The organism is Herbiconiux ginsengi (assembly GCF_900107435.1).
GTDB classification, from domain to species: Bacteria; Actinomycetota; Actinomycetes; order Actinomycetales; family Microbacteriaceae; genus Herbiconiux; species Herbiconiux ginsengi.
Genome location: NZ_FNPZ01000003.1, coordinates 404,077 through 426,457, shown reverse-complemented (window position 1 = coordinate 426,457; position 22,381 = coordinate 404,077). Strand labels below are relative to the sequence as shown.

Genomic DNA, 22,381 nt, shown 5'->3' with positions numbered 1-22,381 from the left:
CGCGGGGTCGCGCGAAAGGGGCCCGGCGATCCTTCCGCCAGGCCCCCGCGATCGGTCGGCTACTCGCCCACGGCCTCCACGGCCGCGAGGATGGCCGCGATGGCGGCATCCGGATGCGACACCATCGACACGTGCGACGCCGAGACCTCGCTGATAATCGCCCCCGCACGCTCGGCCATCGAGCGCTGGGTGGCCGGCGGGATGACGCGATCCTCCGTCCCGATGACCGCCCACACCGGGCGACCCTTCCAGGACGGCGGGCCCGACGGCGTGGTGTTCGCACTCAGGGAGATGGGGCGCTGGGTGGCGGCGATCAGCCAGCGGTCGGCCTCCGGAAGGTCTTGGGCGAAGGCGTTGTGCACCGTGTCGGGCTTGAGGAACGCCTCGAGGTCGCCCTCGGGGGCGCCCGGGTAGCTGCCGAGGTCGAGCACGGTGGTCGGGTCTTCGACGGCGAGCGCGGATCCGGAGCCGCCGAGGATCTGGAACACGAACTCCCCCTCGTCGGGGATGAAGGCATCCACGTACACGAGCGCTTTGACGTCGTCGCCGAACTGCGCGTTCGTGATGACGAACCCGCCATACGAGTGGCCGCCGACGATCACGGGACCCTCGGTGTGCTGCTCGACGAACGACGCGACCGTCGCCGCGTCGTTGACGACACCGTGGAGGAGGTTGGGCGGCACCAGCACCGTGAAGCCCTGGCTCTGCAGTTCCGAGGTCACGGCGTTCCAACTGGAGCCGTCGGCCCAGGCCCCGTGCACCAAGACGATCGTGGGTTTCGACATGGCTTTCCTTTTGCTGGAGCGGTTAAGGGTGCAAGTGGCTGAGAGACTACTCCCGCGGCGTGTCCAGGGGAACCGCGCGCCGGTCCGGATGTCGATCCCGAACCTCAAGCGGAGGCCTGCCCGCCCTGAGGCCGCGCGTTCCCAGGTGCTCGTAACCTGGGGCGGGAACGCTGACGACATGGCCCAGAAGAAGAACGAGCGCGAAGCCATCGACGACGTGATCCGCCGGCTGAAGAAGAAATACCCCGACGTGCCCGGCAAAGATCTGGAGAAGATCGTGGAGAGCAACTACGCCGCGTTCCAGAACGCCAAGCTCCGCGACTACATCGCGGTTCTCGTGGAGCACGGCGCGAAGTCGGAGATCACGGCCCGCAAGCACAAGCACCACTGACGCCTCGAGCACCACTGACGGCTCGCGGTCGATCTCGCCTCGAACGGAGGAGAAGCTCGACCTCTGGCCCGACGTCACAAATCTCTGCCCCGATCTGTCTTAAGGAATGACGGAAGGCGGAGAGATGAGCAGAGCGAGGGACGCGAGAGGCGGCCGATCGCTCAGCGACCGGATCGCCGTGCGCCTGGATGACAGCACCGTGTTCGGCCACCGCATTCGCGACGTGCGCGCGGAGCTGAATCGCCGGATGGTGCCGAACCACTGGTCGAGGCTGTTCGGTGTGGTCGCGATGGCCAGTCTGGTCGTGATCCTGGTGACGGGGCTCCTCCTGATGTTCTTCTACGTGCCCTCCAGCGAGACCGTCACCACCACGACGCACTACCCGCCCCTCGCGGGCGTCGAGACCTCGAAGGCCTTCGCCTCGACGCTCCAGCTCTCGCTCGACGTGCAGGGCGGGCTGTTGCTGCGGCAGGCGCACCACTGGGCGGCCCTCATCCTGCCCGCGGCGCTCGTCCTGCACCTTCTCACCACCTTCTTCACGGGCGGATTCCGCCGTCCCCGGCGCGGTCAGTGGGTGCTGCTGTTCCTCATCCTCATCGTCAGCCTCGTCGGCGGCTGGAGCGGCTACGCGCTGCCCGACGACATGCTCTCGGGCACCGGGCTCCGCATCGTCGAGGGAATCGTGCTCGGCATCCCCGTGATCGGCACCTGGGCCTCCGGCCTGCTCTTCGGCGGCGAGTTCCCGGGAGAGATCATCGAACATCTCTACCCGGTGCACGTCGCCGTGGTGCCCGCCGCCTTGATCGTGCTCATCGGGCTGCGCGCCCTCGCGGGGTGGACCCGGAAACCACCGCAGTTCCGCGGGGTCGGGCGCACCGAGGAGAACGTGGTGGGCATTCCGCTGCCCAATGCCGCGGTGCGTGCGGTGGGCCTCGGGGCGCTGGTCTGCGGCGTCATCCTGCTGATCGCCGCGACCGTCACCATCAACCCGATCTGGGCCTACGGCCCCTCCTCCCCCGGCGATGCGTCGGCCGGCAGCCAGCCCGACTGGTACACCGGCTTCCTCGACGGCGCGCTGCGCCTGATTCCCCCGGGCTGGGAGTTCGAGTGGCTGGGACACACCTGGACGCTGGCGCTGCTGATCCCGCTCGTCGTGGTCTCGCTCTTCTTCGCGATCGTCGCGCTCTACCCGTTCTTGGAGGAATGGATCACACGCGACCACCGCGACCACAACCTGCTCGACCGCCCGCGCAGCCGCCCCACGCGCACCGGCATCGGCGTCGCCGCCGTCGTGTTCTCCGGCACGCTCTGGGCCGCCGGCAGCGCCGACGTCATCGCCGCGCAGTTCCACGTGACGTTCGAGGGCGTGATCCTGTTCTTCCAGATCACGGTCCTGGCCGGTCCACCGGTGGCCTTCTGGATCACGCGGCGCGCCGCCATCGGATTGCAGCGCCGCGATCTCGACATCCTGGAGCACGGCTTCGAGACGGGACGGATCGTGCGGCTGCCGGGAGGCGAGTACGTCGAGGTGCACGCGCCGGTCGACGGCGCCGAGCGCGCCCGTCTCCTCGCCGGCGTCGCGGCCGGGCCGTCGAGTGCCGGTGGATTGACGGATGGCCGCTCCGAGGAGTCCGAGCTCGATCGGCGCGCGCTCGCTGGAGGGTCGCACTGAATCCGCGTAGCGTCGGTGCATGACGAATCTCATCGAGAAACTAGCGGAATCGGTGCCCTCCTGGGGCGCGACCATGGCCTACGGCGAGAAGACCACGGTGGGCGGGCAGGAGCTCGTACCTGCCGCACTGGTGATCTTCGGCTTCGGCGCCGGTGAGGGCTCCGGCGAGTCGCCGGAAGGCGGCCCGACGCCGGCGGGCACGGGTGAAGGGCGCGGCGGTGGTGGCGGTGGTTACGCCCTGCCCGTCGGAGCCTATGTCGCCGGGCCCGACGGCCTGCGATTCCGCCCCAACCCGATCGCCCTGATGGTGGTGGCCGTGCCCCTGGTGGCCGCCGCCGGCCTCGCCCTGGCGCGGATCGTGAGCGCGGCCGTGGGCGGCCGATCCGTCTAAGCCGGTTCGCTCTCCTTCGACTGGGCGAACGGCGGTGCCGCGCCCGTAGCCGCCGAGCGTTCGGACCGCGGTGGCGCCGATGCGGTGCCCCCGGGATCGCCACCGGCTTCAGCTGCACCAGCTCGAAGCGCCGGTCAGCAGTCCGTTGGTCTTCATGGGCCATGCCCCAGCCTGCTTCAGAGGGTCTTCCGGCGCCAGGAGGAGACGGGACGACCGAATCGTGCGAAGCTGGACGGGTAGGTAGTCCTGGACCCAGGCCGCTCGCACGCACCATCCGATCGCCGGCACAGGGTCAGGAGGACTCCATCCCGTCAGCACAAGCAGGAGCGTCCGCCGATCTCTGCGGCGCCTTCACCACCGCGCTGCCGATCTCCCGGGCCGCCATCGCCACTCTCGGCCAGCCCTTCGACACCGAGACGGTGTGCACGAGCGACGACCTCGCCGCGAAGATCAGCGAGCTGCAGCTCGACCTCGGCGAAGGCCCCGGCTGGGACGCCTATGCGAGCAGGGCGGCCGTGCTGGCGCCCGATCTCGCCACGCTGCCTCCAAGCACCTGGCCCCTGCTCCGGCCGAGCCTCACCGCGTGGAACGTGCGGGCGGTCTACTCCTTCCCTCTCCTTATCGGATCGCTGAAGATCGGCGCGGTCGACCTCTACGCCGAGTCGTCGAGTGCCCTCAGCAGCACGGATGTCGCGGATGCCGCCGCCCTCGCCGATCAGGCCGCCACCGACGTGATGCGCAACGCCCTGGCCCATCGCCACGACGAGGCCGAGTCGGACGGCCCGTACTCCCGCCGGGAGGTGCATCAGGCCACCGGCATGGTGATCGCGCAGCTCGGGATCGCGGCCGAGGATGCGTTGCTCCTCATCCGTGCGCACTCCTACGCATCCGGCCGCCCGGTGCGAGATGTCGCAGCCGACATCACCGCGCGGCGGATCACGCTGGAGCCGTGACGTCGCCCCGCACCGGCGGTAGATTGGGCACATGACGGGTCGAACTCGAGAGGAGCAGCTCGCGGAGACGTTCGTGAGCCTCGCCGACACGCTCGTCGCCGACTACGACGTCGTGGAGCTGTTGCACACCCTCGTGCAACGGTGCGCGCAGATCCTGGGCGCCGCGGATGCCGGCATCCTGCTGCCCGACGCCGACGGCAACCTCGAGGTGATCGCCTCGACGAGCGAACGCAGCCGTCTGATCAGCCTGCTGCAGCTCTCGTCGGGCGAAGGACCGTGCGTCGACGCCTACGAGACCGGCAAGGTGGTCTCGGTCGACGACATCGCAGCCACGTCGTCGCGCTGGCCGCGATTCGCGACCCAGGCGGCGGGGCTCGGCTACCACTCGATGTACGCCATCCCGATGCGACTGCGCGACCAGACCATCGGGTCCCTCAACCTGTTCAGCGACGGCGCCGGGCCGACCGACCCGCAAGATGCCGCGGCCGCCCAGGCGCTGGCGGATGTCGCGACCATCGGCATCCTGCACGAACGAGCGATCCGCGAGGCCGATATCGCTCGCGACCAGCTGCAGCACGCCCTGAACAGCCGGGTGATCATCGAGCAGGCCAAGGGTGTGATCGCCCACACCGACGGCGTCGACATGGAGGAGGCGTTCCAGCGCCTGCGCACCCGGGCGCGCAACAGCGGCCAGTTGTTGTCCATCGTGGCGCGCGACGTGGTGGAGTCGGCCAGCCGCCACTGACCGCCGGCCCGGCCGGCCGTCAGGCAACCCGAAGCAGATACCCAGCGCGCGAGCGCTCCTCACTCTTGCCGGATCGAGGCCCGAGACGTAGCGTGAGCAATAGACGTTCCCCTGGACCCGGTTGCGATGCAGCCGGCCGCTCGGGCCGGTGCCGCAGACGGCAGGGGCCATCGTGAGCACGGTCGAATCTCTCCCACAGGCCACCGCCGCGCGGCGCGGCAACAGCGAGTTCACGGAGCTCGCCCAGCGCATCCAGGAGTCGGGATTGCTGCGCCGGCGCTACGGCTACTACTGGACCAAGCTGCTCCTGGTGCCCGTGGCCTTCGCCGCGAGCATCTGGATGTTCGTGCAGATCGGCGACACCTGGTGGCAACTCGCGACGGCCGCCCTCTTCGCCGTGCTGTTCACCCAGACCGCGTTCCTCGGCCACGACGCCGCCCACCGGCAGATCTTCCGGTCGGGCAGGTGGAACGACTGGACGACGCTGGTGCTCGGCAACCTCTTCGTCGGCCTCAGCTACGGCTGGTGGCAGCACAAGCACACCCGGCACCACGCGAACCCCAACAAGCTGGGCTCCGACCCTGACATCGACGTGCCCGCCATCTCGTTCACGGCCGAGCAGATCCAGCGGCGCCGCGGGGTCGTGACGTCGTGGCTGATGGCGCATCAAGGAGCGTTCTTCTTCCCGATCCTGGCGCTCGAGGGCCTGTCGTTGCACGCCTCAGGGGTGCGACGGGTGTTCAGTCGCGAGCCGCTGAAACGTCGCCGCGTGGAGATCGCGTTCCTCCTCATCCGGATCGGCGGGTTCATCGCCCTGGCGTTCCTCGTGCTCTCCCCCGGTGTCGCTGCGGCCTTCCTCGGCGTCCAACTCGCCCTGTTCGGGTTCTACATGGGATCGTCGTTCGCTCCGAACCACAAGGGGATGCCCCTGGTGCCGAAGTCGATGAAGCTCGACTTCCTGCGCCGCCAGGTGATGATGAGCCGCAACATCCGGGGCAACCGCGTGCTCGACGTGGCGATGGGGGGCTTGAACTACCAGATCGAGCACCACCTCTTCCCGTCGATGCCGCGCCCGCACCTGCGGCGGGCCGCCCCGATCGTCGCCGCCTACTGCCGCGATCGCGAGGTGCCCTACCTCGAGACGGGTCTGTTCGAGTCGTACCGCATCGTGCTGCACTACATCGATCGTGTCGGCCTCGGCGACCGCGACCCGTTCGCCTGCCCCTTGGCAGCGCAGCGCATGACGATCTGAGCCCGGTCGGCCCGGGCCGCCGGGCGAATCCCCTGCCCACCCGCCGTCCGGCACGCGCTTCCGCCGTGCTGGTCGTCACAACGGACGGGGCCGCCCGGTCATCCTCACAGAGGGTGCAACAGGCATCCGTCCAGCAGAAAGGCTCATCATGGCCAGAATCATCGTCGTCGGAGGTGCGGGCCACATCGGGTCGCGCGTCGTCGAGAAGCTCATCGCCCACGGGCACGACGCGGTCGCGGTGTCGCGGCGCACCGGTGTCGACTCCGTCACGGGCGAGGGCCTCGCCGAGGCGCTCGCGGGCGCCGAGGTCGTCATCGACCTGACCCAGTCGCCCTCCTTCGCCCCCGCCGACCTGCTCGCGTTCTTCACCGCGTCGAGCGCGAACATCGCCGCGGCGGCGAAGGCGGCCGGTGTCGGGCACCTCGTCGTCTTCACCGTCGTCGGCACCGACCGGCCGCAGGACATCGCCTACTTCACCGCCAAGGCGGCGCAGGAGCAGGCGGTGCGCGAATCGGGCGTTCCCTACTCGATCGTGCACTCGACGCAGCTGTTCGAGTTCATCGCCAGCATCGTGTTCACCTCGACCGACGGCGACGTGGTGCGGGTCTCGGATGCGCTCATCCAGCCACTCGCACTCGACGAGGCGGCGTCCGCGATCGCCCGCACCGCTGCCGGCCGACCGCTGAACGCCGACGTCGAGCTCGCCGGGCCCGAGGTCTTCGGTCTCGACGACCTCATCCGCCGCACCTTCGCGGCCCAGCGAGACCAGCGCTCGGTCGTCACCGATCCGGCCGCGCCGTATTTCGGGGGGCATCTCGAGGAGCGCACGCTGCTCCCCGTCGAGGGCGCCCAGCTCGGCGACACCCGTCTCGACGAGTGGCTGCCCTCGACCGAGCGGGCCGCCTGACGCGCCGGTCCCACGCGCCGGGAGGCCGTGAACTGTTCGGGAGGCCACTGCGGCCTCCCGAACGTGCGCTCCGCCCCCGCGGCCTCCCGACGGCCCGCCGTCTGCTGATTTCCGAAACTTCCGGCGATCTTTCGGGGGCGGGCCTCCGCCATCCACCCCACCGCGCGTCCTTCCGCTGTTAGCCTCCTGAGTCACGCACCGCGTCCCGCACCGCGCGATCGAGGAGGATCGATGACCACCCCGCACATCCGCGACTTCCATCCCGACGACCTCGACGGCATCCTGCACCTCTGGGAGCAGGCCAAGACCTCCGACGCCGAGCCGGTCTACGCGCTCTCGGAGGTGATCGCCTCCTGCCAGATCGACCACGCCGTCGTGGCCGTCGACGGCGACCGTGTGGTGGGCGCCGCGGTCGGCCGAGCCGCCCACGCGCAGGGCTGGATCGTGTTCTTCGCCACCGACCGCACCGTCGCCTCCGTGCGCGATTCCGCCGTCGGGGCACGGATGCTCGCCGCGCTCGAACGACACATGGCCCCGCTCGGCCTCGCCAAGCTCTCGGCACTGATGCCGGAGTCGCAGACCCGCCTCGACGACTTCGTGGCACAGGGCTTCGAGTTGAAGAAGAACCTGCGCTACGTCGAACGCGAACTCCCCGTACAGCGCGAGGAACTCGTGGTGCTGCGCGAGTTGGGGGGCCGGCTGCTCTCCCGCGGACTGTGGGAGGGCGTCGGCGGCATGCAGAAGGAGAAGGAGCTGCTCGAGCTGCGCCTCGTGACCCCGCTCGCCGAACCGGATCTCGCCGAGCGCTTCGGCGTGGTGCCGCCGCGCGCCGTGATGCTGTTCGGGCCGCCGGGAACCGGAAAGACCACCTTCGCGAAGGCGATCGCGTCGCGCCTCGAGTGGTCGTTCGTCGAGGTGTTCCCGTCGCGCCTGTCCGGCGACCCGAAAGGCTTGGCCGGCGCTCTGCGCGAGACGTTCCAGAAGATCTCCGAGCTCGAGCACGCCGTCGTGTTCATCGACGAGGTCGAGGAGATCGCCTCCCACCGGCAGGGCGAGCCGCCTTCGCCGCTCCAGGGAGTCACCAACGAGCTGCTCAAACTGATCCCGGAGTTCCGCGAGCAGTCGGGCCGGCTGCTCATCTGCGCCACCAACTTCATCCGCTCGCTCGACACGGCATTCCTCCGGCACGGCCGCTTCGACTACGTGGTGCCGATCGGACTGCCTGACACGGGCGCCCGGCGCGCGATCTGGTCGGGCTATCTACCCTCGGATGTCGCGGCCGCCGGCCTCGTCGACCTCGATGCGCTCGTGGCGCACACCGACGGCTTCACCCCTGCCGACATCGAGTTCGCCGCACGCCGGGCGTCGCAGGCGGCGCTCGAGCGGGCGCTGCACTCGCCCGGCGGCACCGGAGCCGGGGTGGAAGCAGGCCCCACCACCTCGGACTACCTCGAAGCCGTTCGCTCCACCCGTCGCACCGTCTCGGAGGAGGTCGCCTCCGAGTTCCTCGAAGACATCGACCGCATCGCGCGCCTCTGAGCGCCGGTATTCGCGCCCCGCGAGCCCTACGGGCGCTTCGCCCGCGGCAGCCCCGCCACCACGAGGTCGTAGGAGTTCACGACGAGGTCGGTCACGAGTTCGCCGTCGGTCGTCGGGCCGAGGGTGACCGTGATCCAGTGCCGCTTGTTCATGTGGTAGCCCGGGATGATCCAGTCATGGTCGCGCACGAGCGCCTCGGCGTGCGGTGGGGCGGCCTTGAGGGTGACCCTGCACGGCTCGTCGTCGAGGTTCGTCAGCGCGAACACCTTGCCCACGACTTTGAACACGGATGTCTCGGGCCCGAACGGCCGCACGTCGGCCGTGGCGGGCAGGCCGGCGCACACCTCGAGCACGTCTTCGCGGGTGATGCGCTTGCTCATGGTGCGAGCGTAGCGGGGAGCACCGACACCGGGCAGATCACCCGCCCGCTGGTGCCGGGATGTCCAGAACCGCAAACGTGGTTCCCACCGACCCCCTCTCGAGGGCGATCACCACGACGTTTGCGCCTTCCAACACGATGTGCCGCCCAGAGCGTGGGACGCGCTCGCAACCCAGGGCGAGCGCGCGAAGGGGTGCTCGTCAGGCCGAGACGGTCGACCCGGCGAGGTAGGAGCTGACCACTCCGCGAGCCGCCGCGATGGCCGCCTCGTCGCCCTCGGGCGCCCCGAGGAACGCGCGCACCAGCAGGGCGTCGGCGATCGTGAGCGCGATGTCGATGCGAGCGGCCAAGCCGTCGTCGTCGACTCCGAGCTCGTCGGCCACGATGGCGGCCAGCGGGCCGGCGACGCGCGCGGCGGCGGTGCCCCCCTCCACCTCGGGCAGGGCGATCTGGTCGCTCAGCCGGATGGAGGTGTAGCCGGGCTCGGTGCGGTGCAGCTGCACCGACGCGTCGATCAGGCAGTCGAACACCCCGTCGAGGGTGGTGGGGCGCACCCGCTCGAGGTTCTCGACCCCCAGCCGCAGAAAACGCTCGAAGCCGCGCAGGCTCATGGCACTGAGCACGGCGATGCGATCGGGGAAGTAGCGGTAGACCGTTCCGATCGAAGCACCGGCTCGCTCGGCCACCATCGCGGTGGTCAGCCGTTCGATCCCGACTTCGGCGACCACGGCCGACGCAGCGTCGAGAAGCGCGCCGATGCGCTCACTGCTCCGCGCCTGGACCGGTTCGTTGCGAACCTGTCCGGTCGACGTGAGTGCTCCGTTGATTAGGTCGTTGAATGACACTCCGCCCGTTCCTTCCCGAATCCCGACACCCAAGTCTAGTTCCGACATACTGGCAGTCGCATACACGAACGACGGCCGGTCGCGAAGACGTGACAGACTGGTCTGGTGCCAGAGAAGACAGTCGCGGCACCTCGGCTGCACCGTGCCGCCCGTATCGACGACGCGATCCACGCAGTCCGCGAGAGGTGGGCCAGGCGTCGTGGGCACCTCCCGACGGTGATTCCCTACACCGGATACGGCTCGACCACCCGCATCCGGGTGCTCGGCCGGGTGCTCTTGACGAAGCAGCCGAAACCCGGCTCGCGCGCCGCCCGCACGATGCAGCGCCGCGAGGAGCGGGTGCGCGGCTGGCGCAGCTTCACCAGTGTTCCGGTGGGTGATGTGAGTGTCACCATCGAGGTCGAAGGCATCGTGCGCACCGTGCAGGCCGACCGCGGCGGTGTGGTCGACACTCCCGTCGACGTCGAACTCGAGCCCGGCTGGCACACCATCACGATGCAGACCGAGGGATCGGATGCGGTCGAGGCGCCGATCTACATCGTCGCGCCCGGCACCGACTTCGGGGTGGTCTGCGACATCGACGACACGGTGATGGTGACGGTCCTGCCCCGGCCCTTCCTCGCATTCTGGAACACCTTCGTGCTCGACGAGCACGCGCGCATCCCGACCCCCGGCATGGCCGTCTTCCTCGAACGGATGATGACCGAGCACCCGGGAGCCCCCGTCATCTACCTCTCCACCGGAGCCTGGAACGTGGCGCCGACGCTGTCACGGTTCCTCTCCCGCAACCTCTACCCGCGGGGCCCGCTGCTGCTGACCGACTGGGGCCCGACGCACGACCGCTTCTTCCGCAGCGGTCGCGAGCACAAGGAGACGAACCTGCGGCGCCTGGCCGCGGAGTTCCCCGACATCCGCTGGGTGCTGATCGGCGACGACGGGCAGCACGACGAGGAGATCTACGGCGAGTTCGCTCTCGACCACCCCGATCACGTGCGGGCGATCGCCATCCGTCAGCTCTCCACCAGCGAGGCGGTGCTGGCCGGCGGTCGCTCGAAGCTCGACCAGCTCCCCGCCGAGGCGGCCACCCCCTGGGTCTTCGCCCCCGACGGCGCGGGCCTCAGCGACAAGCTCTCGAAGCTCACCTAACTGGCCGAGTGCGCTTCTAAGAACTGGTAGACCTCGTTCTCGTCGACGCCCGGGAACTTGCCCGACGGCAAGGGGGCGAGGATGTGGGCGTGCAGTTTCGCGCTCGGCCACGCCGCCGACGACCAGCGTTCGGCCAATTCGGAGGCGGGCTTGCGGCAGCACGACTCGTCGGGGCAGGTCGACTGCACCCGTCCTTGCGTGTCACGACCACGGAACCACTTGGCCTCGGAGAACGGCACGCCGAAGGAGATGGAGAACTCGCCGGCATCCGTCTTGCCGGTCTGAGTGGCGCACCAGAAGGTGCCGGCCGGCGTGTCGGTGTACTGGTAGAACTCGGTGGTGCGGTTGGTGCGCCCGAGCGCGCCGCGCGCCGCCCACTTGCGGCACACCAGCTGCCCCTCCACGGCACCGGTGACGTCGGCGGGCAGGGGCAGTCCGTCGTTCTCATACGCCTTGTAGATCGCGCCGTCCTCCCCCACCCGCAGGAAGTGCACCCCCATGTCGAGGTGCGAGGTGGCGAGGTTCGTCATCCGCAGCGCCGCGGCCTCGTGGGTCACGCCGAACGCGTCGCGGAAGTCTTCGACCGACAGGTCCTTGCGCTGCTTCGCCGCGCTGAGGAAGGCGACGGATGCCGTGCGGGGCATGAGGCACGCCGCCGCGAAGTAGTTGATCTCGAGCCGCTGCTGCAGGAACTCGGCGTAGCTCTGCGGCGGTTGATGCCCGAGCAACCGGTGCGCCATCGCCTGCAGCGCCATCGAGCGCAGACCGTGGCCGCCCGGGATCGACGCCGGCGGCAGGTAGATCCGCCCGTTCTCGAGATCGGTGACCGAACGTGCCGAATGGGGCAGGTTGTCGACGTAGATCAGCGTGAACCCGAGGTTCTCGGCCAGCAAGGACACGCTGCGGTGCGTGAGGGCGCCCGAGCTGTGGCCCACGGTGGCGAGCGTCTCCTCGGCCAGTTGCTCGAGATCGGGCAAATAGTTGTTCTTGAGACGCATCGCCAGACGGTTCTCGGTGTTCGCCCGCCGGGCCTCCTCAGGCGTCGCGATCGACTCGGTGGCGCGGCGACGCAGTTCCCGGTGCAAGCCCACGAGGGACTCCAGCGTCTCGAGCGGCAGAGAACGACTCGCGGGCACCGTGGGCAGTCCGAGCGAGGCGTAGAGCGGCGCCTGCTGCGCCTTGGCGAGCTCGATCTCCAGGGCGGTGCGCGCATCCGGGGCCTCGGCACTCAGCAGATCGGGCACCGGCACGCCCAGCTCGGTGGCCAGCGACTGCAGCAAGGAGAGCTTCGGCTCGCGGCGCCCGTTCTCGATCAGCGACAACTGGCTGCCCACGACGCCCACGCGAGCGCCCAACTGGTCGAGGGTCAGCCCGTTCAGCTTGCGGTGGTGACGGATGCGCCGCCCCAGTGTGATCAGGTCGCTGCTGTCGTTCAATTTTTTCTCCTGTAAAGATCCGCTGATCTTTTCGCGCTTGACGCCCAAATTTACCGCGAATAGCTCGCATAGTGGAAGGACCGCCAGAGAATTGACGAGAAAAAGGTCTCCGATGAGCATCCTCGAAACCAGGACCATGATCGATGTAGACGGCCCGAGCAAGAACGCCGCCGTGAACGAGTGGGTGCGCGACGTCGCGCTGCTCACGAAGCCCGACTCCATCGTGTGGTGCGACGGCTCCACCCGCGAGTGGGACGAACTGACCAAGATGATGGTCGCCCAGGGCACCCTCATCCGTCTGAACCCCGAATGGCGTCCCAACAGCTTCCTCGCCCGCAGCGACCCGGCCGACGTCGCGCGCGTCGAGGACCGCACCTTCATCTGCTCCGAGAACGAAGCGGATGCCGGCCCCACCAACAACTGGCGCAACCCCTTCGCCATGCGCGAGGAACTCACGAAGCTCTTCGCCGGCAGCATGCGCGGCCGCACGATGTACGTGGTGCCCTTCTCGATGGGCCCGCTCGGCGGGCCGATCTCGCAGCTCGGCGTGCAGGTCACCGACTCCCCCTACGTGGTCGTGAGCATGCAGCTGATGACCCGGATGGGTGCCGCCGCCCTCGACCTGATCGAGGAGGAGACCCCCTGGGTTCCCGCGCTGCACTCGGTCGGGGCTCCGCTCGTCGACGAGGACGGCACCCGTCACGACGACGTGGCCTGGCCGCACAACCCGACGAAGTACATCTCGCACTTCCCGGAGACCCGCGAGATCTGGTCGTTCGGATCGGGCTACGGCGGAAACGCCCTGCTCGGCAAGAAGTGCTTCGCCCTGCGCATCGCGAGTGTGATGGCGCGCGACGAGGGCTGGCTGGCCGAGCACATGCTCATCATCAAGATCACGAGCCCCGAAGGCAAGGTCTACCACGTGGCGGCCGCGTTCCCGAGCGCGTGCGGCAAGACCAACCTGGCCATGCTGAACCCGTCGATCCCCGGCTGGCAGGTCGAGACCATCGGCGACGACATCGCCTGGATGCGCCCCGGGGCTGACGGCAAGCTCCGAGCCATCAACCCCGAGCGCGGCTTCTTTGGCGTGGCTCCGGGCACCGGCATCACCACGAACCCCACCGCGGTCGACACGGTCTGGGGCAACACCATCTTCACCAACGTCGCGCTGCGTGACGACGGCGACATCTGGTGGGAGGGCCTCACCCCGAAGGCGCCTGCGCACCTCATCGACTGGCAGGGCAACGACTGGACCCCGGATTCGGCGACCCCGGCCGCGCATCCGAACTCCCGGTTCACCGTCACCGCCGACCAGTGCCCCTCGATCGCGTCGGATTGGGACGCGCCCGAGGGCGTCGTGATCGACGCGATCATGTTCGGGGGGCGCCGCCCCACGACGGTGCCGCTGGTGTCGCAGGCCCGGGACTGGTCGCACGGCGTGTTCATGGGAGCCACGATGGCCTCCGAGACCACGGCCGCGGCCGAGGGCGCCGTCGGCCGGCTCCGCCACGACCCGTTCGCGATGCTGCCGTTCTGCGGCTACAACATCACCGACTACTTCGGCCACTGGCTGGAGGTCGGCGAGCAGCTCGGTACGGATGCTCCCCCGATCTTCTCGGTCAACTGGTTCCGCAAAGACACCGACGGCCGGTTCATCTGGCCCGGTTTCTCGGAGAACTCGCGCGTGATCGAGTGGATCGTGCGCCGCATCGAGGGCGAGGTCGAGGTCGTCGACTCCCCCGTCGGCAAGCTGCCGCGTGTGCGCGACTTCAACGTCGAGGGCTTGGACCTCGGCTACGAGGACCTGCAGTCGATCCTCTCGGTCGACCGCTCCGCCTGGTCCCGCGAGGTCGACCAGATCGGCGCCTACTTCGACGAGCTCGGCGAGGCGGGGACCATCCCCGCGCAGCTCACGCAGCAGTTGGCCACCCTGCGCGCGAACATCAAGTAAAGGTCTCTGTTCCGGGGCTCCGGACACCATACGGCGCCCCGGAACAGCGAACTGTGCTGGCTGCCGTGGGCGCCGTGCTTCGCGCGGCGTCCACGGGTCGCGCCGGTCCCTGCCCGGCGCTCCGCGACATGTTCGCGTGAGGTCGCTTCGCGGCCTCGCGCTCACCCTGGGTCGTCGAGTACGGCCTGTCGCCTTTGCATCTCAGATCTCTGTTCCGGGGCTCCGGACACCCATAGGCGCCCCGGAACAGCGAGTCCACTATCCTGGTAAGTAACAATCAGGCACCTCACCACTTGACACGGTGCCGTCTATAGCCAGGAGGCCTCCCGTGACCGCGAACGTGCCCGACAAACCTGCCCTCGAAGGGCTCGAAGCCAAATGGGACGCCGAGTGGGCCGCCCGCGGCACCTATCTCTTCCCCCGCGAGGGCGCCACGCGCGAGACGGTGTACTCGATCGACACGCCCCCGCCGACCGCCTCCGGCTCGCTGCACATCGGGCACGTCTTCAGCTACACCCACACCGACGTGATCGCGCGCTACCACCGCATGCAGGGCCAGCGCGTCTTCTACCCCATCGGCTGGGACGACAACGGCCTGCCCACCGAGCGCCGCGTGCAGAACTTCTACGGTGTGCGCTGCGACCCCTCGCTCCCCTACGACGCCGGCTTCGAGCCGCCGTTCGAGGGGGGCGACAACAAGAGCTCCAAGGCCGCCGATCAGCTGCCGATCTCGCGCCGCAACTTCATCGAGCTCTGCGAGCGCCTCACCGTCGAAGACGAGAAGCAGTTCGAAGCCGTCTGGCGCGACCTCGGCCTGTCAGTCGACTGGACCCAGACCTACCGCACCATCTCCCCTGAATCGCAGACCGCGTCGCAGCTTGCCTTCCTCCGCAACGTCAAGCGCGGCGAGGCCTACCAGGCGATGGCGCCGACGCTCTGGGACGTGACCTTCCGCACCGCGGTCGCCCAGGCCGAGCTCGAAGACAAGGAGCAGCCGGGCGCCTACCACCGCCTCGCCTTCCACGCGCCGAACGGCGACGACGTGCTCATCGAGACGACCCGCCCCGAACTGCTTCCTGCCTGTGTGGCGCTGGTGGCGCATCCGGATGACGAGCGCTACCAGGAGCTGTTCGGCACCACCGTCACCACCCCGCTCTTCGGTGTCGAGGTGCCGGTCGTGGCCCACCACCTCGCCCAGGCCGACAAGGGCTCGGGCATCGCCATGATCTGCACCTTCGGCGACCTCACCGACGTCATCTGGTGGCGCGACCTTGACCTCCCCAACCGCGCGATCATCGGCTTCGACGGCCGCATCGTGAGCGAGGCCCCGGATGCGATCACGAGCGATGCCGGCAAGGCTGCCTATGCGCAGCTGGCCGGCAAGACGGTGTTCTCGGCCAAGCAGGCCGTGGTGGAGCTGCTGCGCGCATCGGGCGAGCTGATCGGCGAACCCAAGCCGATCGTGCACCCGGTGAAGTTCTTCGAGAAAGGCGACCGACCGCTCGAGATCGTGTCGACCCGTCAGTGGTACGTGAAGAACGGCGCCCGCGACGAGGAGCTCCGCGCGCGGCTGCTCGAGCTCGGCGCGGAGCTCGACTGGCACCCCGATTTCATGCGCGTGCGCTACGAGAACTGGGTGGGGGGCCTCACGGGCGACTGGCTCATCTCCCGCCAGCGCTTCTTCGGCGTGCCCCTGCCGGTGTGGTACCCCCTCGACGGCGACGGCAACCCGAAGTTCGACGAACCGATTCTGGCGACTCGCGACATCCTGCCGGTCGACCCGTCGTCGGATGCGGCGCCCGGCTACGACGAATCGCAGCGCGGCGTCCCCGGCGGCTTCCAGGGCGAGGTCGACGTGATGGACACCTGGGCCACGTCCTCCCTCACCCCGCAGCTGGCCGGCGGCTGGAAGCGCGACGAGGAGCTCTGGGGAATGGTGTTCCCCTACGATCTCCGGCCGCAGGGGCAGGACATCATCCGCACGTGGCTGTTCTCCACCATGCTCCGCAGCGCCCTGGAGACGAACGAGAAGCCGTGGGCGCACGCCGCGCTCTCGGGCTTCATCGTCGACCCCGACCGCAAGAAGATGTCGAAGTCGAAGGGCAACGTGGTGACGCCCGCCGACATCCTGAAGGCGCACGGCTCGGATGCGGTGCGTTACTGGGCCGCGTCGTCACGGCTCGGCACCGACGCGGCCTTCGATGAGAAGAACCCCACGCAGATCAAGATCGGGCGCCGGCTCGCCATCAAGATCCTCAACGCGGCCAAGTTCGTCTACGGCTTCGCGCTGCCCGAGGGGCACACCACGATCTCCGAGCCCGTCGACCAGAGTATGCTCACCGCGCTCGACCAGGTCGTTCGGCAGGCCACGACGGCGCTGGAGAACTACGACCACGCCCGGGCGCTCGAGATCACCGAGACCTTCTTCTGGACCTTCTGCGACGACTACCTCGAGCTCGTCAAGGAGCGCGCCTACCGCGAGGAGTCGGAAGCGGCGGGCAAGGCCTCGGCCGTGCTGGCCCTGCAGAGCGCGATCGACGTGCTGCTGCGCCTGTTCGCGCCCTACCTCCCGTTCGCCACCGAAGAGGTCTGGTCGTGGACGCACGAGGGCTCGGTGCACAATGCGGCCTGGCCCGCATCCGTCGCCGCGTCGCTCCCCGCGGGCGTGACCGCCGAGTTGCCCGCGCACGCTCCGCTGCTCGGACTCGCCGGCAAGGCCCTGGTGGGCATCCGCGGCGCGAAGACCGCGGCGAAGGCCTCGCAGAAGACCGCGGTGGCGTCGGCGACGATCGCCGGGCCGGACGACGAGATCGCAGTGCTGCAGCTCGCCGCTGCGGATCTGAAGGCGGTTGGCCGCATCGCAGAACTGCGGTTCGCCTCGGCTCCGGAGCTCGTCGTCAGCGATATAGTTCTAGCGCCCGACGAGACGACGGAGGGCCCCCAGTGAGCCAGGAGGCGACGATGCCGATCGAGGTCCGACCCGTCCAGACGAGCGAATTCTTCCCGTGGCACGCGGTGTACACCGGCTACGGGGAGTTCTACGAGACGCCCTTGCACGACGAGAAGGCCGTGCTGGTGTGGAGCTGGATCACCGACCCCGCGAACGAGCTGGAGTGTCTGGTGGCGGTCGACGAGCACGGCGAGGTGGTGGGCCTGGCCCATTTCCGCGAGTTCGCCCGGCCCCTGGCCGGGAGCCGCGGCCTCTACCTCGACGACCTCTACGTGCTGCCCGAGAAGCGCAAGCAGGGCATCGCCAGCGCGTTGATCGAGGGCGTGGCCGACGTCGGCCGAGCCCGGGGAGCGAGCATCGTGCGCTGGATCACCGCGAAAGACAACGAGACCGCGCGTTCGCTCTACAAGAACGTGGCCGAGAAGACCCAGTGGGTCACCTACGACAAGGAACTCTGAGTGAGAGGAACAGCCCGATGATCCAGCTCGGAACCCGGTGGCTGGTGGGCGACGAACCGCCGTCGCGCCTGCCCCAAGTCGTCATCGACGCGATCTACGAGGTCGAGGGCGAGCTCGCCGAGGCCGGCGTCGACGCCGCCGAGTGGAGCTGGACCCTCACCTGGCTCGAGGGCAAGCCCGTGGTCGAACTCGACGACGAGACGGTCATCGAATACGACGCGGACACCGACACCGCCGTCGTCACGCCCGGGGCGTAACCCACCCATCGAGTCGCCAAAACACGCCGCAATGCTCCCCCGCATTCCGTCGGTTCTTGGCGATTCGACGGCGGAGGAGCCGCGCTCGGCGCTCAGAACCCTTCGGGGCGGCGCGGCGTGTAGGGCGCCGCGAGGGCGGCGAGCTCCTCGGCGTCCAGCGTGAGGTCGAGCGAGGCGATCGCGTCGTCGAGCTGCTGCACCTTCGTCGCGCCCACGATCGGCGCCGAAACGGCCTCCTGCTGCCGAACCCAGGCGAGGGCGACCTGGGCCCGGCTCACACCGCGGGCGTCCGCGATCCGGCCCACCGCGTCGACGATGGCGCGATCGGCCTCCTCGGCCTGCCCGTACATCCGCTTGGTCACCTCATCGGTCTGGGTGCGCGCCGTCTCCACACCCCACGGCCGGGTGAGGCGGCCCCGGGCGAGCGGGCTCCACGGCAGCACGCCCACGCCCTGATCGAGGGCGAGCGGATGCATCTCCCGCTCCTCCTCGCGCTGCAGCAGGTTGTACTGGTCCTGCATCGAGACGAAGCGCGTCCATCCGTTGCGCTCGGCGGTGTGCTGGGCCTTCGCGAACTGCCAGGCCCACATCGACGAGGCACCGATGTAGCGCGCCTTGCCCGACCGCACCACGTCGTGCAGTGCCTCCATCGTCTCCTCGATGGGCGTCGTGTCATCCCAGCGATGGATCTGGTAGAGGTCGACGTAGTCGGTGCCGAGCCGGCGCAGGCTGCCGTCGATGGAGCTGAGGATGTGCGCGCGGGAGAGCCCACGGCTGTTCGGCCCGTCGTGCAGCGGGAAGTAGACCTTGGTAGCGATCTGGATCTCGTCGCGCCGAGCGAATTCGCCGAGCGCGCGCCCGGCGATCTCCTCGCTCGACCCGGCAGAGTAGCTGTCGGCCGTGTCAAACGTGGTGATGCCCGCCTCGAGCGCCCGGCGGTAGAACGGTCGCGATTCCTCCTTGGGCAGCGACCACGGATGGGTGCCGCGGCCCGGCTCGCCGTAGCTCATGCAGCCCAGCACGATCGCCGAGATCTCGAGACCCGACCGGCCGAGGCGTGTGTACTGCATCCGATTCCCCTTCGATGTGACGGCGGGTCTCACGACCCCTCGATCACCTTACGACGCCGCCACGGGAAGGCGCTCCACAGCATGATCACGCCCCCCACGAGCAGGCCCCAGAACGCCGATCCGATGCTCACAATGGAGACTCCGGATGCCGTCACCAAGAAGGTGGCGATGGCCGGGATGCGGTGCGCCGGGTCTTCGATGGCGTTCGACACGGCCGCCACCAGGGCGCCGAGGAGCGCCAGCCCCGCGACGGCGGTGATGAGGATCGGGGGCGCCGCGGAGATGAGGGCCGTGGCGACACCGGCCGCCAGCCCGAACACCACGTACAGGATGCCCGCCGTCACCGACGCCACCCAGCGCTTGTCGCGGTCGGGGTGCGAGTCGGGCCCGGCCATGATGGCCGCGGTGATCGCCGCGAGGTTGACGGCGTGGCCGCCGAAGAACGATGCCGTCACGGTGCCGAGCCCGGAGGCGAGGAGCGCCGGGCGCGGCGGGACGGCGTAGCCGAAGGTCGCCATCACGGCGAAGCCGGGAACGTTCTGCCCGGCCATCGTGACGATGAACAGCGGTAGCCCCAGACTCACGATCACGAGCGGATCGAAGGCCGGCACCACGAAGCTGAGGCTCGGCGCGAGGCTCGCCTCGGTCAGCCAGCCCGACCCGGCCGTCACACCGATGCCGATCCCGGCCACCACCATCGCCGCCGGAACGGCCCAGCGCTGCGCGAGGCGGAAGAAGATGAGCCAGGTGACCACCACGGGCAGCGCCAGCCACGGAATCTCGACCGAGGCCTGGATGGGCGCGAGACAGATCGGGAACAGGATTCCCGCGAGCATGGCGCTCGCCAACGGCTTCGGGATGCGCGTGATCGCCCGCCCGAGAGCCGGCCAGAGTCCGCAGACCACGATCAATGCCCCGCAGACCAGGAAGGCGCCGACGGCGGCCCGGAAGTCGTCGGTGGTCGCGGCCGCGGCGACCAGCAAGGCCGCGCCCGGTGTCGACCACGCGAACGAGATCGGCATCCGGAACGACCACGCAAGTAGGATGCAGCAGAGGCCGCTGATGACGCAGACGGCCAGCAGACCGCTGGAGGCCTGAGCATCCGTGGCTCCGACGGCATGGAGGCCGGCGACCACGAGAACGAACGAACTGGCGAACCCCGTGATGGCGGAGACGATCCCCGCCGAGATGGGTTGGATGATGAGCGTGCCTTCCCCCGGCCGGCGTCGAGTCGGTTAGGCCGACTTCTCCTCACGCCGGGGTTTGCGCGGAACGATCGTGGGCGCCGCGTTCTCGAGCACGGCCTCGCGCGTCACGATCACGCGGCCCACCTCGTCGGTCGAGGGCACTTCGAACATGATGGGCCCGAGCACCTCTTCCATGATGGCGCGGAGTCCGCGGGCGCCGGTCTGGCGGAGCACTGCGAGATCGGCGATGGCCTCGAGGGCGTCGTGCTCGAAGTCGAGTTCGACGCCGTCGAGCTCGAACATGCGCTGGTATTGGCGCACGAGGGCGTTGCGCGGCACGGTGAGGATCTGCATGAGCGCGGCCTGGTCGAGCGGCGTCACCGTGGTGACCACGGGGAGGCGGCCGATGAACTCGGGGATGAGCCCGAACTTGTGCAGGTCTTCGGGCAGCACCTCGCCGAACAGGTTGGCTTCGGCCTTCTTGCTGTAGAGCGGCGAGTTGAAGCCGATGCCGCGGCGGCCGGCGCGCTGCGAGATGATCTCCTCGAGACCCGCGAAGGCGCCCGCCACGATGAAGAGCACGTTCGTGGTGTCGATCTGGATGAACTCCTGGTGCGGATGCTTGCGCCCGCCCTGCGGCGGAACACTCGCCACCGTGCCCTCGAGGATCTTCAGCAGCGCCTGCTGCACACCCTCGCCGGAGACGTCGCGCGTGATCGAGGGGTTCTCGGCCTTGCGGGCGATCTTGTCGACCTCGTCGATGTAGATGATGCCGGTCTCAGCGCGCTTGACGTCGTAGTCGGCGGCCTGGATCAGCTTCAGCAGGATGTTCTCGACGTCTTCTCCGACATAGCCGGCCTCGGTGAGGGCCGTGGCATCCGCCACCGCGAAGGGAACGTTCAGCCGCTTCGCGAGGGTCTGCGCGAGATAGGTCTTGCCGCATCCCGTGGGCCCGATGAGCAGGATGTTGCTCTTCGCGATCTCGACCTCGGAGGCCTGCGCCTCGGCCGAGACGATCGCCGTGCGGGCGCGGGTTCGCTTGTAGTGGTTGTAGACCGCGACGCTCAGGGCACGCTTCGCAGCGTCTTGCCCGATCACGTACTCCTCGAGGAAGGAATAGATCTCCTTCGGCTTCGGGAGTTCGAACTCGCTGGCCGCCTCTTCGCTGGCCTCGGACAGACGCTCCTCGATGATCTCGTTGCACAACTCGACGCACTCGTCGCAGATGTAGACACCGGGACCGGCGATGAGCTGCTGAACCTGCTTCTGGCTCTTTCCGCAGAACGAGCACTTGAGCAGGTCGGCGCTCTCTCCTATGCGTGCCATGCCCAGCCTCCTAAACGCTGTGTTCTGACGAGCCTAACCCGAACCCCGGACAAGCACGGCCAACGACGCCACATTCCCCTCATCCGTCGGTCAATCGACGATGTGACGCAGGTACCGTCCGGGGGCGTCGAGGAAACTGCGCCAGTGCTGCACGATCTCGAGATCGTCCCACTCGGACTCGCGGATGCCCCACTCGCCGAGTTCGAGGATGGTCGCGCCCGGCAGCGAGGCCAGCACCGGCGAGTGCGTGGCACACACGATCTGCGCCCCTGCCTTGGCCAGGGTGTCCAGCTGCCCGAGGTAGTGCAGCGTCGACGAGAACGAGAGTGCCGCTTCGGGTTCGTCGAGGCAGAAGAAGCCGGGCGAGTCGATCTTGCGGTCGAGCAGGGCGAGGAACGATTCGCCGTGACTCATCTCGTGGAAGTCGCGATCCGGCGAATCCGGCAGCGCCTCGAGATAGCTGTAATAGCCGTGCATGGTCTCGGCGCGCAGGAAGAAGCCCCACTTGGGCGCCACGAGCCCGCGTTCGAGCTTCAGCCACTCGCCGAGCGGCGACTCGCTGCGGCGCGTCGAGACGCCACCGTTCCGGCTTCCGCCCTCGGCCGGGAATCCGAAGGCCATCGCGATGCCTTCGAGCACGGTGGACTTGCCGCTGCCGTTCTCACCCACCAGGAACGTGACCCCGGGCGCGAGATCGAGGCCGTCGTCGTGGAGCTGTGCCACGGCCGGAACGGTCATGGG

At 68.9% G+C, this 22,381-nt stretch carries 21 protein-coding genes; 13 read left to right on the top strand and 8 right to left on the bottom strand.

Features of this window, described 5'->3' with window-relative positions:
- Positions 1–59: 59 nt before the first annotated feature.
- On the bottom strand, positions 60–785 hold the full coding sequence (locus BLW00_RS14735) for an alpha/beta fold hydrolase (RefSeq protein ID WP_092555452.1): 726 nt from the start codon (positions 783–785) through the stop codon (positions 60–62).
- Between the two features lie 178 nt (positions 786–963).
- Between BLW00_RS14735 and BLW00_RS14730 the strand changes: the two genes are divergently transcribed.
- The 8 genes from BLW00_RS14730 to BLW00_RS14695 all read left to right on the top strand — a co-directional run bounded on the left by BLW00_RS14730 (position 964) and on the right by BLW00_RS14695 (position 8,635).
- Positions 964–1,176, top strand: a complete 213-nt coding sequence (locus BLW00_RS14730; protein ID WP_092555450.1) for a three-helix bundle dimerization domain-containing protein — start codon at positions 964–966, stop codon at positions 1,174–1,176.
- A 124-nt stretch (positions 1,177–1,300) separates the two neighbouring features.
- On the top strand, positions 1,301–2,848 hold the full coding sequence (gene qcrB, locus BLW00_RS14725; RefSeq protein ID WP_092555448.1) for a cytochrome bc1 complex cytochrome b subunit: 1,548 nt from the start codon (positions 1,301–1,303) through the stop codon (positions 2,846–2,848).
- A gap of 19 nt (positions 2,849–2,867) precedes the next feature.
- Positions 2,868–3,239 (top strand): hypothetical protein, encoded by a 372-nt coding sequence (locus BLW00_RS14720; protein WP_092555446.1) that lies wholly within the window; start codon positions 2,868–2,870, stop codon positions 3,237–3,239.
- A gap of 161 nt (positions 3,240–3,400) precedes the next feature.
- Positions 3,401–4,192, top strand: a complete 792-nt coding sequence (locus BLW00_RS14715; RefSeq protein WP_092555444.1) for an ANTAR domain-containing protein — start codon at positions 3,401–3,403, stop codon at positions 4,190–4,192.
- A 31-nt stretch (positions 4,193–4,223) separates the two neighbouring features.
- On the top strand, positions 4,224–4,937 hold the full coding sequence (locus BLW00_RS14710; protein WP_092555442.1) for a GAF and ANTAR domain-containing protein: 714 nt from the start codon (positions 4,224–4,226) through the stop codon (positions 4,935–4,937).
- A gap of 172 nt (positions 4,938–5,109) precedes the next feature.
- The gene (locus tag BLW00_RS14705; protein WP_245741607.1) at positions 5,110–6,189 is read left to right on the top strand and encodes a fatty acid desaturase family protein; all 1,080 of its coding nucleotides are present in this window, start codon (positions 5,110–5,112) and stop codon (positions 6,187–6,189) included.
- Positions 6,190–6,337: 148 nt separating this feature from the next.
- The gene (locus tag BLW00_RS14700) at positions 6,338–7,096 is read left to right on the top strand and encodes an SDR family oxidoreductase (protein ID WP_092555438.1); all 759 of its coding nucleotides are present in this window, start codon (positions 6,338–6,340) and stop codon (positions 7,094–7,096) included.
- A gap of 231 nt (positions 7,097–7,327) precedes the next feature.
- Positions 7,328–8,635 carry an ATP-binding protein gene (locus BLW00_RS14695; RefSeq protein ID WP_092555436.1) on the top strand — a complete coding sequence of 436 codons (1,308 nt, stop codon included), beginning with the start codon at positions 7,328–7,330 and terminating at the stop codon, positions 8,633–8,635.
- Between the two features lie 26 nt (positions 8,636–8,661).
- Here the strand turns inward: BLW00_RS14695 and BLW00_RS14690 are convergent, their stop codons facing one another.
- Positions 8,662–9,015, bottom strand: a complete 354-nt coding sequence (locus BLW00_RS14690; protein ID WP_092556148.1) for an MmcQ/YjbR family DNA-binding protein — start codon at positions 9,013–9,015, stop codon at positions 8,662–8,664.
- A gap of 199 nt (positions 9,016–9,214) precedes the next feature.
- A complete protein-coding gene (locus tag BLW00_RS14685; protein WP_175494292.1) occupies positions 9,215–9,859 on the bottom strand; it encodes a TetR/AcrR family transcriptional regulator in 645 nt (214 codons plus the stop codon).
- Positions 9,860–9,961: 102 nt separating this feature from the next.
- Here BLW00_RS14685 and BLW00_RS14680 point away from each other — a divergent pair, with 102 nt between their 5' ends.
- The gene (locus BLW00_RS14680) at positions 9,962–11,005 is read left to right on the top strand and encodes an App1 family protein (protein ID WP_407650974.1); all 1,044 of its coding nucleotides are present in this window, start codon (positions 9,962–9,964) and stop codon (positions 11,003–11,005) included.
- Here the strand turns inward: BLW00_RS14680 and BLW00_RS14675 are convergent.
- On the bottom strand, positions 11,002–12,441 hold the full coding sequence (locus tag BLW00_RS14675) for a helix-turn-helix transcriptional regulator (RefSeq protein WP_245741605.1): 1,440 nt from the start codon (positions 12,439–12,441) through the stop codon (positions 11,002–11,004). The two genes, BLW00_RS14680 and BLW00_RS14675, sit on opposite strands and share 4 nt — an antisense overlap.
- 112 nt (positions 12,442–12,553) lie before the next feature.
- On the opposite strand from BLW00_RS14675, the gene BLW00_RS14670 reads away from it, so the two are divergent.
- The 4 genes from BLW00_RS14670 to BLW00_RS14655 all read left to right on the top strand — a co-directional run bounded on the left by BLW00_RS14670 (position 12,554) and on the right by BLW00_RS14655 (position 18,057).
- Positions 12,554–14,392: a phosphoenolpyruvate carboxykinase (GTP) gene (locus BLW00_RS14670; protein WP_092555417.1), complete on the top strand. Its 1,839-nt coding sequence runs from the start codon at positions 12,554–12,556 to the stop codon at positions 14,390–14,392.
- Positions 14,393–14,720: 328 nt separating this feature from the next.
- Positions 14,721–17,339 carry a valine--tRNA ligase gene (gene valS / locus BLW00_RS14665; RefSeq protein WP_245741604.1) on the top strand — a complete coding sequence of 873 codons (2,619 nt, stop codon included), beginning with the start codon at positions 14,721–14,723 and terminating at the stop codon, positions 17,337–17,339.
- Positions 17,340–17,353: 14 nt separating this feature from the next.
- Positions 17,354–17,800, top strand: a complete 447-nt coding sequence (locus BLW00_RS14660) for a GNAT family N-acetyltransferase (RefSeq protein ID WP_092556142.1) — start codon at positions 17,354–17,356, stop codon at positions 17,798–17,800.
- A gap of 17 nt (positions 17,801–17,817) precedes the next feature.
- On the top strand, positions 17,818–18,057 hold the full coding sequence (locus BLW00_RS14655) for a hypothetical protein (protein WP_245741603.1): 240 nt from the start codon (positions 17,818–17,820) through the stop codon (positions 18,055–18,057).
- A gap of 92 nt (positions 18,058–18,149) precedes the next feature.
- Here the strand turns inward: BLW00_RS14655 and BLW00_RS14650 are convergent, their stop codons facing one another.
- The 4 genes from BLW00_RS14650 to BLW00_RS14635 all read right to left on the bottom strand — a co-directional run bounded on the left by BLW00_RS14650 (position 18,150) and on the right by BLW00_RS14635 (position 22,363).
- Complete coding sequence (locus BLW00_RS14650) at positions 18,150–19,127, bottom strand: aldo/keto reductase (protein WP_092555415.1); 978 nt, start codon at positions 19,125–19,127, stop codon at positions 18,150–18,152.
- A gap of 29 nt (positions 19,128–19,156) precedes the next feature.
- Positions 19,157–20,305, bottom strand: coding sequence for a benzoate/H(+) symporter BenE family transporter (locus BLW00_RS14645; RefSeq protein ID WP_281242423.1), 1,149 nt, complete (start codon positions 20,303–20,305; stop codon positions 19,157–19,159).
- 57 nt (positions 20,306–20,362) lie between these two features.
- On the bottom strand, positions 20,363–21,640 hold the full coding sequence (gene clpX, locus BLW00_RS14640) for an ATP-dependent Clp protease ATP-binding subunit ClpX (protein ID WP_092555411.1): 1,278 nt from the start codon (positions 21,638–21,640) through the stop codon (positions 20,363–20,365).
- 90 nt (positions 21,641–21,730) lie between these two features.
- Positions 21,731–22,363, bottom strand: coding sequence for an AAA family ATPase (locus BLW00_RS14635; RefSeq protein WP_245741601.1), 633 nt, complete (start codon positions 22,361–22,363; stop codon positions 21,731–21,733).
- Between the last annotated feature and the right edge of the window lie 18 nt (positions 22,364–22,381).